The organism is Actinomyces israelii (assembly GCF_030253495.1).
In the GTDB taxonomy this organism is placed as follows: Bacteria; Actinomycetota; Actinomycetes; order Actinomycetales; family Actinomycetaceae; genus Actinomyces; species Actinomyces israelii.
Genome location: NZ_CP124548.1, coordinates 2,536,042 through 2,552,101, shown reverse-complemented (window position 1 = coordinate 2,552,101; position 16,060 = coordinate 2,536,042). Strand labels below are relative to the sequence as shown.

Sequence of the window (16,060 nt, the reverse complement as noted above, 5' to 3'; positions counted from 1 at the left end):
CCTGTGGAGCCCGGTGAGGTGATGGGAACGACATCCCCGCGCTCCCGAGATTCTCCCGGATCGGTGCGGAATCGTCATAAGTGCTGTGGTAGTCTCACCGTCGCAGTCGCCTGTGGTCTGCGCGAACCGGTTCTGGATCGGTTCTGGATCGGCCTGGAGCGGCCCTGAACGGGTTCGGCGCCGACCGGGGGCGGCTGACTTCGCGTGCTCGCGCCCGCGCCCACCGGCTCAGTCCGACTCGGGCGCGGGGATTCCTTTCGGGCGTCGCGGCCGAGGTCCTGAACCGTCTGGATGAGCATCCGGGCGGCGAGGGTGGCAGCGCGTCGCGGGCACCAGGCCCCATCCTCCCGGCCTCCGCCGGGACGGAGCCGCGGCCCGCCGCGCGGGCCCTCCGGTCAACGGGGAGGAACCATTAATACCGGGGCGCCGCCGAGACCGGTGGGCAACCGCCCCACGACCCACAGCGCACCCGGCAACCTCCGGACTGCGCGCGAAAGGACCGACATGGCGATCGTCACCATGCGTCAGCTCCTTGAGAGCGGTGTCCACTTCGGCCACCAGACCCGCCGCTGGAACCCCAAGATGAAGCGCTTCATCCTCACCGAGCGCAACGGCATCTACGTCATCGACCTCCAGCAGACCGTCGAGGGCATCAACACCGCCTATGACTTTGTCAAGGAGACCGTCGCCCGCGGTGGCACCATCCTGTTCGTCGGTACCAAGAAGCAGGCTCAGGCCGCCGTGGCCGAGCAGGCCCAGCGCGTCGGCATGCCGTACGTGAGCCAGCGCTGGCTCGGCGGCATGCTCACCAACTTCTCCACCGTGCGCACCCGCCTGGACCGCATGAAGGAGCTCGAGCAGATCGACTTCGACGACGTGGCCGGCTCCGGCCGCACCAAGAAGGAGCTGCTCATGATGCGCCGTGAGAAGGACAAGCTCGTCAAGACCCTCGGCGGTATCCGCGACATGTCCAGGCTGCCGGCCGCGGTGTGGGTGGTGGACACCAAGAAGGAGCACCTGGCGGTCTCGGAGGCCCGGAAGCTGAACATCCCCATCGTCGCTATTCTTGACACCAACTGCGACCCCGATGAGGTCACCTACGGCGTCCCCGGCAACGACGACGCCATTCGCGCCGTCAGCCTGCTGACCCGCGTCATCGCCGACGCCGCCGCCGAGGGCCTCGTCGCCCGTTCCGCCGGCCGCGCCCGCACGGGTGCCGAGGCCGAGGTCCCTGCGCCCGACGCCGAGCCGCTGCCCGAGTGGGAGGCCGCCCTCCTGGCCGGCGCCGAGGCCGGGCAGCCCGAGCAGGCTGAGCAGGCCGCCGCCCCCGAGCAGCCGGTCGCCGAGCCGAGCGGGCAGGCCTGAGCGCCCCGCCTGCCGGCGAGCACAGCCGGTCACAGACACACTCCAGCACAACCAGGAGAATTTAATGGCGAAGTACACCACTGCTGACATCAAGGCGCTGCGCGAGAAGACCGGCGCCGGCATGCTCGACGTCAAGAAGGCCCTCGAGGAGGCCGACGGTGACGCCGAGAAGGCCATTGAGATCATCCGCGTCAAGGGCCTGAAGGGCATCGCCAAGCGCGAGGGCCGCTCCGCCACCGCGGGCCTCATCGCCGCCAAGGTCGTCGAGGCCACTGATGGCACTGGCGGTCAGGTCGGCGTCCTGGTCGAGGTCAATGCCGAGACCGACTTCGTGGCCAAGAACCAGAAGTTCATCGACTTCGCCGCCAAGGTCCTCGACGCGGCCGTCGACTCCGGCGCCGAGACCGTCGAGGAGCTCGCCGGGGTCGCCACAGGCGGCTCCACCGTCAAGGAGCTGACCGACTCCATGCAGGCCGTCATCGGCGAGAAGATCGTCGTGCGCCGCGTGGGCCGCCTGGCGGCCCCCAGGGTCGAGACCTACCTGCACCGCACCAACCCCGACCTGCCGGCGCAGGTCGCGGTCCTCGTCGGCACCGACGAGGCGGCGGCCGAGGTCGCCCACGACGTCGCGATGCACGTCGCCGCCTACTCCCCGCTCTACCTCACCCGCGAGGACGTCCCCGCCGAGACGATCGCCAAGGAGCGCGCCATCGCCGAGGAGACCACCCGCGCCGAGGGCAAGCCCGAGAAGGCCGTCCCCAGGATCGTCGAGGGCCGCCTGAACGGCTACTTCAAGGAGAACTGCCTGGTGGACCAGCCCTACGCCAAGGACCCCAAGACCACGGTCGGCAAGGTCGTCAAGGCCACCGGCGGCTCTCTCACCGGCTTCGTCCGCTTCCGCGTCGGCGCCTGACCCACCCGGAACCCGGCCGCCACGGGCGCCGGACCGCCGTACGCGCCGGGTGCCGGACCGCCGCGCGCGCCGGGCCCCGGACCGCCGCGCGCGCCGGGCCCCGACCCCTCACAGGGCCGGGGCCCGGCGCGCGCGACGACGGCCCCGAGCGATAGGCCGGCCCGGCGTTGACGGGTCAGGACAGGAGCGCGGCGCGCAGTGAGGCGCGGTCCGTTCCCCTCACCGCGAGCAGCTCGGACACGCGGTCGTCGTCGACCTCGAGCGCCGCCGCCGCAAGGTGGTGGGCGGATACGTCCCCACCAGACGCCAGCGCCGTCGCCCTGACAAGGACCGTCTTGGTCTCGTCGTCGAACCCCACCGGCCTCTTCAGCAGACGGAACAGCCCCTGGCCCTGACGATCGGACTGGGCGCCGGCGGCCAGGAGGTCGTGCCAGTCCAGGTGGATGCCGTCGGCGACGGCGGCGACAGACGGCGAGCTGCGGATGGCGGCGATGAGGACATCGAGAGCCGTCGCCTGCGACGCGCCCCGTTGCCTGGCCGCGTTTCTCGAGTCCTTGAGCACCGTCTTCGCACTCTGGGTGAAGCCACTCATTGCACATCGTTCCTTTCTTCCCTTTTGGTGCCTGTGTCTGCGACGAGGTCATTCGTGAGCGCCGACAGGGTAGCGTCGCTCAGAATCGTGTAGCGTTTATCAGTTCCGGCAGAAATGGCGATGTACAGCAAGGCCCACGAGAGGACGAAGGCCACCGCCGCCTGCACGACGAGTACGAGGACTCCGGATACCGTGATGTGCGATACCGGGAGATGGGCCGCCGCCTGCCCGACAGCCAGAAGCACCGGCCCGCCCAAGGAGGCCACTGCGGCTGATCCCCGTGGCGCGCGTGTCCGGCTTCTGAAGAGTCGAGTGAGGGCACCGGCACTGGAGCAGCACGCGGCGAAGGACGCCCAGGTGATGGCGCAACCGACTGCGATGAGCCCGAAGCGCGGGCTGATCCCCGCTGTGATGGCACTGAGTGACGTCAAGAGGAGGAGCAGCACCACCCTGCTCGCCGGTAGGACGCACGACCACAGACAGGCAGCGAGCGCGCGCCGTCTGTCGTGCACGCCTGCCATAACGAAGACCGGATATCGAACCTCACTCAGCGCGCCGTCAAGGACCGCTTGCGGGACGACGAAAGAGCCGATGACGAGGAACGCAAAAAACCACCAGGACGGCAGAAAACGGGCCACGAGCCAGCTCTGCGCGCAGGCGCATACGACCTGCGCGGCCAGTGCCCTGCCGATCTTTCTGCGATGCGCTTCCATAAGTTGTCGTCCGAGGAAGCCCTTGGGGCCGGCGAGAGAACGTGGAATAGATCTGCTCCTGGCTCGCGAGGACTGCGTTAACGCAAGCGCCGCCGCCGCGTCAGCCTCATGAGCAAGATCGATGATGGTGGCGATCTGCCGACTGGTGGATGCCCATATCGGGACTAGGCGCGGAGCGACTCGGATGACGGCTGAGGAGGAGATCGCGAAAAAGAGGAGGCAAATAGCGACGGCACAGCCGACATGATCGTCTACGAGGGCGAACAGTCCGGCGCAGGTCAAGAATGCATCCGTTCCCTGGGACGGGAGGCGTAGGAGTATCAGGGCGATACAGCCGGCGGCGGGGATGATCCACACACCCGCCAGCACGAGCCTCCATCGCGGCCACGCCCATGCCGCGCACCCGGAGGCGAGCCGCAGCGACGTCAGCGCGAGCTGGCCTGCTAGGAGAAAAAGAATAGCCCCAGCGCGTGAACGCGTTGTCGGCCAGACCTCAGGGGTGAGGTTCACGAGCACTGATGTTGCAAGCAGCGACACCAAAGCGGCCATCGGGACACGAGCGAGGAGACCGGCGACCAGGGCGGGCCTGATCAGGGCGTGCGCGTCGAGTACACCGAAGTCGCCGAGCGCGAGGACGAAAGGAGGTCGAACGACTGATCGTGTTCCGTACCCGCAGACGATAAGGAGGGTGGTGCTGGCGTACACGGTCGTCGCGATGTTCGTGTTGCCGGTGCCCGAGGCCGATGCGGGTATGCGGGCCAAGCCATGGATGAGCCGCAGAATGATGATAACGGCGACAAGACCTCCGACCCTGCCCGGCCAATGAGACAGGAGCGCCGCTATTCTGTTCCTCACGCCCCTCCAGCGGGCACTGAGCAGGGCGTGAACGGCCTGTGTCATGTGCTCGTTCCGTCCCACTCCGCCATGGGAGCACGGCCGCCAGCCGTGCTCACGGCCGCGAAAGCCGCCTCGAAGGCCGTTTTGCCCGGTGACGGGAGGCCTGTGCGCGCAAACTGTGCTCCTGTGCCGGAGAACACGACCTCGCCGTCGCTAAGGACGAGAAGAGCGTCAGCGATCCGCTCTGCGATATCCAGCCGATGCGTCGAGACGAGGACGCAGCGTCCGGTGTCCCGCAGGTCAACCAATAGTTTCATCAGCGTGTCCTGGCCTGCTGGGTCGAGGCCGTCGAAGGGCTCGTCCAGGATGATGATCGATGCTCCTTGGCGGACGGCGCACGCCAGCATCAGCCTCTTCTTGAGTCCTCTAGACAATTTGCTTGCAAGGTGGTTCGCATGCCTCTCCAATCCGAATCGCTTGAGAAGATCGTTCTCGTTCGACACGTCGAACCTGGACAGCTGGTATACGGCTTCGATCAGTCGTAAGTGCTCGCGAACGGTGAGCAGCGGGTACACCAATGACGCGTCCGGGACGTACCCGATCGCGCACGCATGGTGTGGCGAGGTGCGCTGGACTCTTAGCTCGACACTGCCGTCGGTGAGCGTCTCCTGCCCGATGACGACGTGAATGAGGGTAGTCTTTCCGGCGCCGTTCGGCCCGAGGAGGCAGTTGATCTTCCCGTACTGCATTGTGCAGCTGACGTTATGCAGCGCGGTGATGTCGTCGAATACCTTGCATGCTGCTCGGACCGTGATGGCACTTGTTCCTCTCTCGGTGGGCTCACTGGATCGAGGAAGGCGTGTTGCCAGCTGCCTGCGGTGCGCATCTGTCTTCGCCGGCTCCGAGCCGGACCCGGTCATCTCGATCTTCTCGAGGCGGTCGATCGGCGTGCGCGTCCAACGGATGAAGCAGATGGAGGCCGGTAGTGCGAGCAGAACCAGTAGGATGACGGTCTCAGGTGGCGATGCAATGCGTGCAAGAGGCAGCGCCTCGGTGATGTAGTCGATCGTGAAGTGCGCGACGATCGCAGTGATGACTCCATAACGCAGGCTCAGGACGGAAAGGATTATCCCTAGGGGGACGAGCTCGATGACGCGCGAAGCTGGTGGGATGATCCTGTAGTTTGCATGGATGAGCGCCCAGAGGACGGCTGTGACCGTGATGGCCAGAGCAAGGCTCCTCGTCCTGGAGGCGATGTATCGTAGGGCGAACCAGCGGAAGAGGATCTCCTCCTGGAACGCTGCGACCAGCGAGGACAGTAATGGGGCTGCAAGAGGAAAGGCGCTTGCAGCGGCGAAGTCGTCCGGTTGGCTCAGACTGACCGAAGTCAGTCCGTTCTCGTTGGTCCACGCATAGACGACGGAGCACACCGCCAGCCAAACCGCCGCGGTGACAAGGCCGAGCCCGACCTGTCGACGGGGGAGGCATGTCACCCGGCCGAGCAGGCATCCTCCCGAGGGCGGAGTGAGGGCCGCACCGGCCTCTCCGCATATTTTCACGGTGAGGAAGAGCAGCGCAGCGGCAAAGCCGTTGGAAAGGAACAGCGCCTGGATGTATGTGCTCTCCGACACGCCGGGCGGCGGGACGATGGTGGTGCTCGTGAGGCTGTTGGCTGCGGAGCACATAACGAGGGTCGCGAGAACCAGAGTGATGACTGTGAGCGGACGAGAGGAGACTCTGCCGACAGAAGACCGGAGCGAGGAGCCGACGGCGAGGACTAGGAGTATCAGGCACGACACGAAGCCGACCGTCGATGTAGCCTCGCCGATGAAGGATGATCGCTCGATCGCGGACTGCTCGGAGGCCGGCGGGACAAGGGAGTCCCGCATGACGACGGTATCGTTCTCACGTGCGAGTGTGTATTCGACGACCGCTTCGCCGTAAGCCGCGTCCGACCATACGAGCGTTCGTCCGGACCCCGAACCATTCAGGATGGAATCCACGTCGCTCTCCTCAACGCCCGCAGTCGTGGTGCGGGCGCCCGCCCAGGAGACCAGCGTTTCCGCCGAGATGCTGGACACTGCGTCGGCCGGGCATCTGAAGCCGCCTACCGACCCGTCGAGGAACACGTCGATGGAGCAATCGCTTGACTCGTCGTTCACGGTCCAGTAGTAAATGGGCAGACCAGCTGCCTCTGAGGCGGAAAGACCATTGAGGGTGAACCACGTCGCGGCCATCGAGTCTGATGATGCAGTGACCCGTGTGTTCCCCAGCGCCCCGATCCCGACGGCCTCGGCGAATGCCGACGCGGAAGCGGTCGCTGAGGTGGGGCTCACGCCATCAGGAACGCGCGGGTATGCGCTGATCGAGGCGGTAGAGTAGACGGCGATGCCCATGAGGATGGCGACAGCGCCGAAGAGCATCGGCACTGTCGCCCGTACCCGGCTCGTGAGCGAAGATCTGGCCGACGGCTCCGGCGTCATGGTCAGTGCCTCACGCCCAGGAGGTGACGACCCAGGTCAGTTTCGCGCCACCAGCAGTCGTCGCCATCAGACCAGGCTGCGGCAACCGCATGACAACGGCCGCACATGCTTGCGAGCTCGCAGCCGGCACAATGCGAGCCTCCGGGAGAAGCGGCATCGTCGGGCAATGGGTAGAGCGGACCCGAGAAGGCATCGTCGAGGGCGCTCGTGACGATGTTTCCCAGGCGAACGCGCAGCATGGGGCAGGGGTTGATGTCGCCGTTGGCGCAGATGTGAGCGATGAGATGTCCTGCGCCGCACGAAGGAATGTCATTGTTCGACACGCTGATCTCCTGGTAGTCCTGCGCCTCCTCGGAGCGATTGAGGGAAAAGGTTGGTGAGGAGTATCTGGAGACAATCCCCTCCCAGTCGCGCTGAAGCGTCTCGATCTCGACGGGGTCCAGCGCTAGTCCTGAGAATGCGGCCCTTCCTACGGGAAAGGTGAGACCGAGGCGGAAGGCGGCCGCCCCGGAGTCTACGCACCGTTCGACGACCTGCTCGACCTCGCGCCAATTTAGTCGATTGGCAGTCATGGCTACTATCACGGTCTTCCCCGCGGCTGCGAGGAGCCTTACGTTGTGCATAGTTTTTTCGAATGCGCAGTTGCCGCCGCGAATGAGATTGTGGGTGTCAGAAAGACCGTCAATGCTGGTCTGGACGGAAACCTTGTCGTTGTCGGTGATCGCACGGAGCGACGGTTCCGGAAGCGAATACAGATTCGTTGCCACGCGAACGAGTCGCATCAATTCGGACGCCGTGGACAGGATGTGCGAAAACGCGGGGTGCATCGTGGGCTCGCCGCCGGTGAGGAGAACAGAGTACGTTCCGTTGCTCGCTAAGTACTGCAAGGTCGCGATGGCGTGAGACTCCGCGAGATGCTCTCCGCGGCCCAGGCTCGCGGAGGCGTAGCAGTGGGTGCAGGCGAGATTGCATCCCGATGTCAGCTCTAGTGAGACGATCAAGGGGATCCGCATATCGTAAGAGCCGGTGACCGATGCTCGATCCTCAATGGTCTCCTGCTCGTTCTGGATAGTGATTGTCTTACGGGCCGCAGACTCTGCGAGAAAGGGGTAGACGAGCGATCGGACGGTGTCTATGCCTTCATTGTACCGCTTGGACATGATCTGGCAGATGTCTTCGGGGGAGTTGTCTCCGGTGCAGAGGTCGAGAATCTCTTCCCCTGTGCGGTTGACGCGCTCCGTGGACGTTTCGGAATCGGGAATGTAATAGTAGCCCGCGCTGGGCTGGCGGTGAAGAATTGCGTGGGCGTTAGATCGGCACCACGTTCATGTATGCGAATGCTGTTCCCTGGTACTCTGGGGCGACCGCAGCCTATACCTCCTTTCCAGTGTTGTTGTCCAGACGCCGAAGGTATGATATAGACCATACCTCTCCGCGCTGTGAGGGTCAAGTCCTGTGGCGCGGTGTTCTTTTAGGCGGCGTCGTCCAGGGCCGGGCAGTCGGTGTCGTCGGTGAGCGTGTGGGCCAGGCGGTGTCGTCGGTGAGCGTGTGGGCCAGGCGGCGCATGGAGGTGATGGATGCCGTGGATACCGTGGATACCAAGGCAGCCGGCGGCTCTCTCACCGGCTTCGTCCGCTTCCGCGTCGGCGCCTGAGCCATTCGGGTCCGGCCGGCCCGCCGCGCCCGCGGTGGGCCGGCCGGACCCGTGCATACCGGCATCCCGCCCGGCTGGCGCCTGCAGCGCCCCGGCGCCGTCCCGCCCGGTGCCCCGCCGGGCCGCCGGGGAGGAGCGCCCATGGACGCGCCCGAGAGGCGCGGGCATACTCAATGCGGAAGTCGGGCCCGATGGCGCTTTCGTTATCGAGCAGACCTCGCGCGAGCGGGAGGCGGTCCCGTGACACCGGGTAGGCTCGCCCTCAGTACTCCCGCACGCCCCAGCATGATCATCGGACGCACAACCAGGAGACATCACTTATGACCGTTCAGCCGACGCCCTCCGAGCCCCCGGCCGCCCCGCGCCGCGTCCTGCTGAAGCTCTCCGGAGAGGTGTTCGGCGGGGGCGCGGTGGGCCTGGACCCCGACGTCGTCTCCGACGCCGCCCGCCAGATCGCCGAGGCGGTGCTCACCGGTGTCCAGGTGGCGGTCGTCGTCGGCGGGGGCAACTTCTTCCGCGGAGCCGAGCTCTCCCAGAGCGGCATGGCCCGCGACCGCGCCGACTACATGGGCATGCTCGGCACCGTCATGAACGCCCTGGCGCTGCAGGACTTCATCGAGAAGGCCGGGGTGCCCGCGCGCGTCCAGTCGGCGATCGCCATGACCCAGGTCGCCGAGGCCTACGTCCCGCTGCGCGCCATCCGCCATCTGGAGAAGGGGCGGGTCGTCATCTTCGGCGCTGGAGCGGGCCTGCCCTACTTCTCCACCGACACCGTCTCGGCCCAGCGGGCGCTGGAGACCCGCTGCGACGAGCTCCTGGTGGGCAAGAACGGCGTCGACGGCGTCTACACCGCGGACCCGCGCAAGAACCCGTCGGCGCGGCTGCTCAGCCACCTGACCTACGAGCGCGCCCTGGCCGAGGGGCTCAAGGTCGTCGACGCCTCCGCCTTCGCCCTGTGCCGCGACAACGGCCTGACCATGCGCGTCTTCGGCATGGGCGAGGGCGGCAATATCACCCGCGCCCTGCTGGGTGAGCACATCGGTACTCTCGTCACACGGGACTGAGGCCGCACCCGCCCCACGAACCGACCACCACCAGCCCACCACCGAAGGAAGAACCATGATCGACGACGTCATGCTCGAGGCCGAGGACAAGATGGACAAGGCTCTCGAGGCCGCCAAGCACGAGCTCGCCTCCATCCGCACCGGTCGCGCCAACCCCGCCATGTTCACCCCGATCCTGGTCGACTACTACGGGGCCCCCACCCCGCTCCAGCAGCTCGCCTCGATCACCATCCCCGAGGCGCGCACCGTCATCGTCAGCCCCTTCGACCGCTCCGCGATGAAGGCCATCACCACCGCCATCCGCGAGTCCGACCTCGGCGTCAACCCGACCGACGACGGCACGATCATCCGTGTGACCCTGCCCGCCCTGACCGAGGAGCGGCGCAGGGACTACGTCAAGCTCGCCCGCAGCCGCGCCGAGGAGTCCCGCGTCCAGGTGCGCGGCGTCCGCGGCAGGTCCAAGAAGGAGCTCGAGGCCATCAAGAGGGCCGGGGAGGCCGGCGAGGACGATGTCATGCGCGCCGAGTCCGAGCTCGACGCCCTGACCAAGCGCTTCGTCGAGGCCATCGACAGCGCGCTGACCGCCAAGGAGGCCGAGCTTCTCGACGTCTGAGCCGCCGCCCGCACCGACCGCTTTTCGGAGATCGACGAGACCATCTTCTGTGACCTTGCTGAGCACGCTGCTGACCCCGCCGCCGACGCGCAACCGCCCCCCTCTGCCCGCCACCGGGCGGGCAGGGCGCAACCTCCCCGCCGCCATCGGGGTGGCGGCCGTCCTGATCGGCGCCGTTCTGGCCTCTCTGCTCTTCTACAAGGTCGTGTTCACCGGGGTCGTGGTCATCGCCGTCTGCGGCGCCCTGTGGGAGCTCGCCGGCGCCTTCGCCCGCAAGGGCATCCGCCTGCCCCTGGCGCCCCTGTGGCTCGGCTCCCTGGGGATGGTCGTGTGCGCCTGGACCATCGGCGCCGAGGCCGCCCTCGGCGCCTACCTCGCCACCGCGGGCGCCTGCGTGCTGTGGTGCTTCATGGACCAGGCGGAGGCCGAGTCGGGGACCGACCTGGAGGCCCCCGACCAGCTGGTCCCGCGCACCGACGAGCACGACGCCGTGCGGCGCTCCCGCTCGGTGGAGGCCTCCGCCTCCGTGTTCGCCGCGACCTACCTGCCGTTCCTCGCCAGCTTCGCCGTCCTGGTCGCCGCCCAGGACCAGGGCGTCGGCAAGGTCCTCACGCTCATCGCCCTGCCCGTGGCCAACGACACCGGCGGATGGCTGGCGGGCATCACCTTCGGCAGGCACCCCATGGCGCCGAGCGTGTCGCCCAAGAAGTCCTGGGAGGGCTTCGCCGGCTCCCTGATCGCCGCCGTGTGCGCCGGTGCGCTCTGCCTGTGGGCCCTGGGCGGACCCTGGTGGGCGGGCGCCGTCCTGGGCGCCACGATCGTCGTCGTGTCCACCCTGGGGGACCTGGGTGAGTCCCTGCTCAAGCGGGACCTCGGCCTGAAGGACATGGGCACCCTGCTGCCGGGTCACGGCGGGATCATGGACCGCCTCGACTCGATCCTCGTGGCCGCCCCCGTCGTCTACGTCTTCTCCCTGATCGTCCATTGGCCGGCCCGCTAGAGCCCGTCCGCATGATGTGTTCTGAGCCCATCCTGACCCACCCTGTTCCGATCCCATCCGCACCGTCCGTCCTTGAGAGGAGTCCCCAACCCGTGAGCCCCCTACACGACCGCGGCCGCAGGCCCCGGCCCACGCCCGTGGCGATCGGACGCGGGCCGACGGCCCCCGAGGCGGGGCGGGCTCAGGTGCGGCCCACCGACCAGCCGCCGGAGGGCGCCGCCAGCCCCGACGCGCGCCCCCGCCTGTCCTTCGCGGTGCCCCCGGCGCGGGGCAGGGCCCCCCGGCACCTGGCCGACCTCGACCTGGCGGGCCGCAGGGACGTCCTGAGGCGGGCGGGCCTGCCCGCCTTCCGCGCCGACCAGCTCTCGCGTCACTACTTCACCCGCTTCACGCGCGAGGCCTCCGACATGACCGACCTGCCCGCCGGGCAGCGCGACCAGCTGGCCGCCGAGCTCCTGCCCGACCTCATCCACAGGGTCCGTGCCCTGCGCGCCGACGGCGGACGCACCATCAAGCACCTGTGGGAGCTGCACGACGGGGTGCGCGTGGAGTCCGTCCTCATGCGGTACAGGGACCGCACCACCCTGTGCGTGTCCTCGCAGGCCGGCTGCGGCATGGCCTGCCCCTTCTGCGCCACCGGCCAGATGGGGCTGACACGCAACCTGTCGGCGGCCGAGATCGTCGAGCAGGTGCGCCACGCCGCGCAGGCCTCGGCGGCCGGGACGCTCACCGGCGGCCCCGCACGCCTGTCCAACGTCGTCTTCATGGGCATGGGCGAGCCGATGATCAACTACAGGAACGTCGTCGCCGCCCTGCACCGGCTCATCGACCCCTCACCCGAGGGGTTCGGGCTGTCCGCCCGCGCGATCACCGTCTCCACGGTCGGCCTGGTGCCCCTGATCCGCAGGCTTGCGACCGAGGGGGTGCCCGTGACGCTGGCGGTGTCCCTGCACGCCCCCGACGACGAGCTGCGCGACGAGCTCATCCCCGTCAACTCCAGGTGGAAGGTCGGCGAGCTGCTCGACGCCGCCCACGGCTACTTCCGGGCGACCGGACGGCGCGTATCCATCGAGTACGCCCTCATCAAGGACATGAACGACCACGCCTGGCGCGCCCGCCTCCTGGCCGACGAGCTGAACGCGCGCGGCCGCGGATGGGCGCACGTCAACCCCATTCCGCTCAACCCGACGCCGGGGTCCATCTGGACCTGCTCGGAGGCGGACGTGCAGGATCTCTTCGTTGACACGCTGCGGCGCTCCGGTATCACGACGACGGTGCGCGATACTCGTGGCAGTGATATTGACGGCGCCTGCGGCCAGTTGGCCACTGAGGTGCTCCACCAGGAAAGGGCCAGGACATGAGCGACATGTTCCCGAGAGTGGGCTTGTTCCGGCAGGGCTACCGCCGCGAGCAGGTTGAGGGGTACTTCGCCACCGCTCACGAGATCTACGATGCCGGCGAGCTCGACGAGATGGACTCCGAGGGCGTGCGCACCGTCGCCTTCGACATTGTGCGCGGCGGCTACAAGCCGGCCGCCGTCGACGCCGCCCTGGACCGGCTCGAGGCCGCCTTCCTGCAGCGCCGCCGGGCCGACTTCGTGGCCGAGCGGGGCCGCAAGGCCTGGATGGAGGAGGTCGCCCAGCTGGCCACCACCCTCTACCCGCGGCTGCTGCGGCCCCACGGGTCGCGCTTCGCCCCCGCCCACAAGCACGGGTACTCCAAGGTCGAGGTCGATCGGCTCATGGACCGCGTCGCCACCTACTTCGACGCGGCCACCGCCCTGTCCTCCACCGAGGTACGCACGGCCACCTTCTCCGCGGCCAAGCGGGACGCCGCCTACGACGAGAGGAGCGTGGACCGCTACCTCGCCCGCGTCGTCGAGGTCCTGCTGTCCGTCGAGTGAGGCGCCGGGAGACGGGGCGCGAGCCCGCTACGACGCGAGGGCCCTCCGCGGCCGCCGCGACCAGGAAGGAGTACGCATGAGCCACGAACCCGCCCGGGTCGTCGTGCTGGGGTCCACCGGCTCCATCGGGACCCAGGCCCTGGATGTCGTCACCCGCCTGGGCGCCGCGGGGCCGGCGCCCCGGGTCGCGGGGCTGGCGGCCGGGGGCGCCCGCCTGGCCGAGCTGGCCGAGCAGGCCGTGACCTTCGCGGTGCCGCGCCTCGCGGTCTCCGCCCGCGAGGCGGGCCTGGGCGCGCGCGTGCGCACGGCCCTGTCCGCGGCGGCCGACCGCCTGGGCCGGCCCGACCCAGTCACCGAGATCCTCACCGGCCCCGACGCCCCGGTCGAGCTCGTCGCCCGGGCGGGGCTGGGGCCCCACGACACCGTCCTGAACGGGATCACCGGCTCGGTCGGCCTGCGCCCGACCCTGGCCGCGCTGGAGAGCGGCGCGCGCCTGGCCCTGGCCAACAAGGAGTCCCTCGTCGTGGGCGGCGCCCTGGTCAGGAGCGCCGCGCGCCGGCCCGGGCAGGTCGTCCCGGTGGACTCCGAGCACTCCGCCATCGCCCAGGCCCTGGCCTCCGGCCGCCACGAGAGGGGGCTGACCAGCCCCGTGGTCACCGGGCGCAGCGAGGTCCGCCGCCTGGTGCTCACCGCCTCCGGCGGCCCCTTCCGCGGCCGCACGCGCGCCGACCTCGCCGGCGTCACCGCCGAGCAGGCCCTGGCGCACCCCACCTGGGCGATGGGGCCCGTCGTCACCGTCAACTCCTCCACCCTGGTCAACAAGGGCCTGGAGCTCATTGAGGCCCACCTCCTGTTCGACGTCGCCCCCGCCGACATCGCCGTCGTCGTCCACCCGCAGTCCGTCGTCCACTCCATGGTCGAGTTCGTTGACGGCGCCACCATCGCCCAGGCCTCGCCGCCCGACATGCGCCTGCCCATCGCCCTGGGCCTGACCTGGCCGGCGCGCCCCGACCTGTCCGGGCTGGTGGCCCCCAACCGGTGGGACGAGCCGACCGCCTGGACCTTCGAGCCTCTGGACGCCGGGACCTTCCCCGCCGTCGACCTGGCCCGCAGCGCGGTGGCGTCCTCCGCGACCCACCCGGCCGTCCTCAACGCCGCCAACGAGCAGGCCGTGGACGCCTTCCTGGCCGGCCGGCTGAGATGGGCCGACATCGTCCAGATCGACGCCGCCGTCGTGGAGGAGCACGACGGCGCCCCCGGCGCTCCCCCGGGCCTGGAGGACGTCCTGGCCGCCGAGACCTGGGCGCGCCGGCGTGCCGACGAGCTCATCGCCTCCCGCTCGGACCGCTGAGGCGCTCGCGCCGAGCCGCCGCCCGACACCCACCGACCTCGCCCGTACCTAACGCACCAGGAGCCGCCCGTGAGCCAGACCCTCGCCTACATCCTCGGCATTATCGTCCTCATCGCGGGGGTCGCTGTGTCGGTCGCCCTCCACGAGCTGGGGCACATGATCCCCGCCAAACGATTCGGCGTGAAGGTGCCCGAGTACTTCATCGGCTTCGGGCCGCGCGTGTGGTCCATCCGCCGCGGCGAGACCGAGTACGGCGTCAAGGCGATCTGGCTGGGCGGCTACGTCAGGCTGCTGGGCATGCTGCCCCCGGCCCGCCCCGGCCACCCGGACAGGCCCGGCTCCATGGTGGCCGACGCCCGCCAGGAGTCCCTCGAGGAGCTGGGCCCCGACGAGCAGCACCGGGCCTTCTACCGGTTGAGCGTGCCGCGCAAGCTCGTGGTGATGGCGGGCGGCATCCTGACCAACCTGGCCCTGGGTGTCGTCTGCCTCGTGCTGGCCCTGGGCGCGGTCGGGCAGTACACCTACACCTCCACGGTCTCCTCGGTGGCGCCCTGCGTCCCGGCCAGTATCGACGCCGACGCCTCCGGCGGCCCCGAGTGCGCCACGGACGCCGCCTCGCCCGCGGTGGCCGCGGGCCTGGAGGCGGGCGACGAGATCGTCTCCTGGGACGGCGCCCCCACCCCCGCCTGGGAGGACGTCCAGAGGGCCATCCGCTCCGGCGGCACCGGGCCGGCCGACGTCGTCGTGCGCCGGGACGGGGCCACGGTGACCCTGAGCGTGACCCCCGTCGAGGTCGAGCGCACCGTCACCGCCTCCGACGGGAGCACCTCCACCGAGCTGCGGCCCTACGTCGGCATCGGTCCGGCACTGGGCATGGTGCGGGTGCCGCTCAGTCGGGTCCCCGGGGCGGTCGCCCTCGCGGTGGGGCAGACCCTCAAGGCGATCTTCACCCTGCCGGTCGGCCTCTACCACTCCGTGGCCGCGGGCCTGGGGGCGGAGCAGCGCAGCGCCGACGGCCTGGTCTCCCTGGTGGGCGTGGGCCGGATCGCGGGCGAGGTCTCCAGCGCGGGCGTGGGCACCGGCGAGGTCCCCTTCTCGGCGCGCCTGTCCTCCATGCTGAGCCTGCTGGGCTCGCTGAACCTCGCCCTGTTCGCCTTCAACCTGGTGCCGCTGCTGCCTCTGGACGGCGGGCACGTCGCGGGCGCCTGCTGGGAGGGCCTCAGGCGCGCCTGGGCGCGCCGGCGCGGGCGCCCCGACCCCGGCCCGGTGGACACCGCCCGCATGCTGCCGGTGGGGCAGGTCGTGCTGGTCGCCCTCATCATGATGGCGCTGGTGCTCATCTGGGTCGATATCGTCGCGCCGTTCTGAGTCCCGCCGCGGCGGCAGCCCCCTTCGCCGAGATCGGTTCACTTCCGCGTCCAGATCGGTCCGGGGCGCCCGCCGGCCGCCGTCGCCGCCCGCCTCGGCACAGGATGACGAGGGCGCTGAGGCGGCGCCCACTGCCGCGGGACCCGTGCCACAGGGGCCCTCCACGTGTGGCTGACGGACTGTCATCGGGTCCATACTTGAGCG

General features: G+C 69.2%; 13 protein-coding genes. 9 read left to right on the top strand and 4 right to left on the bottom strand.

The features are described from left to right. Nucleotides 1-504: 504 nt before the first annotated feature. Both rpsB and tsf read left to right on the top strand, forming a co-directional pair. The gene (gene rpsB / locus AIF0345_RS10595; protein WP_043560861.1) at nt 505-1,365 is read left to right on the top strand and encodes a 30S ribosomal protein S2; all 861 of its coding nucleotides are present in this window, start codon (nt 505-507) and stop codon (nt 1,363-1,365) included. Nucleotides 1,366-1,429: 64 nt separating this feature from the next. Continuing rightward, entirely contained in the window at nt 1,430-2,278 is an 849-nt protein-coding gene (tsf, locus tag AIF0345_RS10590; protein WP_043560858.1) for a translation elongation factor Ts, read from the top strand. Nucleotides 2,279-2,453: 175 nt separating this feature from the next. Here the strand turns inward: tsf and AIF0345_RS10585 are convergent, their stop codons facing one another. From AIF0345_RS10585 to AIF0345_RS10570, 4 genes are read right to left on the bottom strand one after another with little or no spacing between them, the layout of a single operon-like run. Next, complete coding sequence (locus tag AIF0345_RS10585) at nt 2,454-2,870, bottom strand: hypothetical protein (RefSeq protein ID WP_268918416.1); 417 nt, start codon at nt 2,868-2,870, stop codon at nt 2,454-2,456. Continuing rightward, nucleotides 2,867-4,483, bottom strand: a complete 1,617-nt coding sequence (locus tag AIF0345_RS10580) for a hypothetical protein (protein WP_268918415.1) — start codon at nt 4,481-4,483, stop codon at nt 2,867-2,869. The genes AIF0345_RS10585 and AIF0345_RS10580 overlap by 4 nt, the downstream gene beginning before the upstream one ends. After that, a complete protein-coding gene (locus AIF0345_RS10575; protein ID WP_285296140.1) occupies nt 4,480-6,903 on the bottom strand; it encodes an ATP-binding cassette domain-containing protein in 2,424 nt (807 codons plus the stop codon). The genes AIF0345_RS10580 and AIF0345_RS10575 overlap by 4 nt, the downstream gene beginning before the upstream one ends. Nucleotides 6,904-6,905: 2 nt before the next feature. After that, on the bottom strand, nt 6,906-8,165 hold the full coding sequence (locus AIF0345_RS10570; RefSeq protein WP_285297931.1) for a PqqD family peptide modification chaperone: 1,260 nt from the start codon (nt 8,163-8,165) through the stop codon (nt 6,906-6,908). A gap of 712 nt (nt 8,166-8,877) precedes the next feature. Here AIF0345_RS10570 and pyrH point away from each other — a divergent pair. The 7 genes from pyrH to AIF0345_RS10535 all read left to right on the top strand — a co-directional run bounded on the left by pyrH (nt 8,878) and on the right by AIF0345_RS10535 (nt 15,856). Continuing rightward, nucleotides 8,878-9,621 carry a UMP kinase gene (gene pyrH / locus AIF0345_RS10565; RefSeq protein ID WP_268918412.1) on the top strand — a complete coding sequence of 248 codons (744 nt, stop codon included), beginning with the start codon at nt 8,878-8,880 and terminating at the stop codon, nt 9,619-9,621. A gap of 55 nt (nt 9,622-9,676) precedes the next feature. Continuing rightward, nucleotides 9,677-10,234: a ribosome recycling factor gene (frr, locus tag AIF0345_RS10560; protein ID WP_043560844.1), complete on the top strand. Its 558-nt coding sequence runs from the start codon at nt 9,677-9,679 to the stop codon at nt 10,232-10,234. A 58-nt stretch (nt 10,235-10,292) separates the two neighbouring features. After that, nucleotides 10,293-11,234 carry a phosphatidate cytidylyltransferase gene (locus AIF0345_RS10555; protein WP_404976012.1) on the top strand — a complete coding sequence of 314 codons (942 nt, stop codon included), beginning with the start codon at nt 10,293-10,295 and terminating at the stop codon, nt 11,232-11,234. A 92-nt stretch (nt 11,235-11,326) separates the two neighbouring features. Then, nucleotides 11,327-12,595 (top strand): 23S rRNA (adenine(2503)-C(2))-methyltransferase RlmN, encoded by a 1,269-nt coding sequence (gene rlmN / locus AIF0345_RS10550; protein ID WP_285296139.1) that lies wholly within the window; start codon nt 11,327-11,329, stop codon nt 12,593-12,595. Beyond that, nucleotides 12,592-13,137: a DivIVA domain-containing protein gene (locus tag AIF0345_RS10545; protein WP_043560838.1), complete on the top strand. Its 546-nt coding sequence runs from the start codon at nt 12,592-12,594 to the stop codon at nt 13,135-13,137. The genes rlmN and AIF0345_RS10545 overlap by 4 nt, the downstream gene beginning before the upstream one ends. A 76-nt stretch (nt 13,138-13,213) precedes the next feature. Continuing rightward, nucleotides 13,214-14,488, top strand: coding sequence for a 1-deoxy-D-xylulose-5-phosphate reductoisomerase (gene dxr / locus AIF0345_RS10540; RefSeq protein WP_285296138.1), 1,275 nt, complete (start codon nt 13,214-13,216; stop codon nt 14,486-14,488). Between the two features lie 69 nt (nt 14,489-14,557). After that, complete coding sequence (locus AIF0345_RS10535; RefSeq protein ID WP_285296137.1) at nt 14,558-15,856, top strand: M50 family metallopeptidase; 1,299 nt, start codon at nt 14,558-14,560, stop codon at nt 15,854-15,856. Nucleotides 15,857-16,060 lie beyond the last annotated feature (204 nt).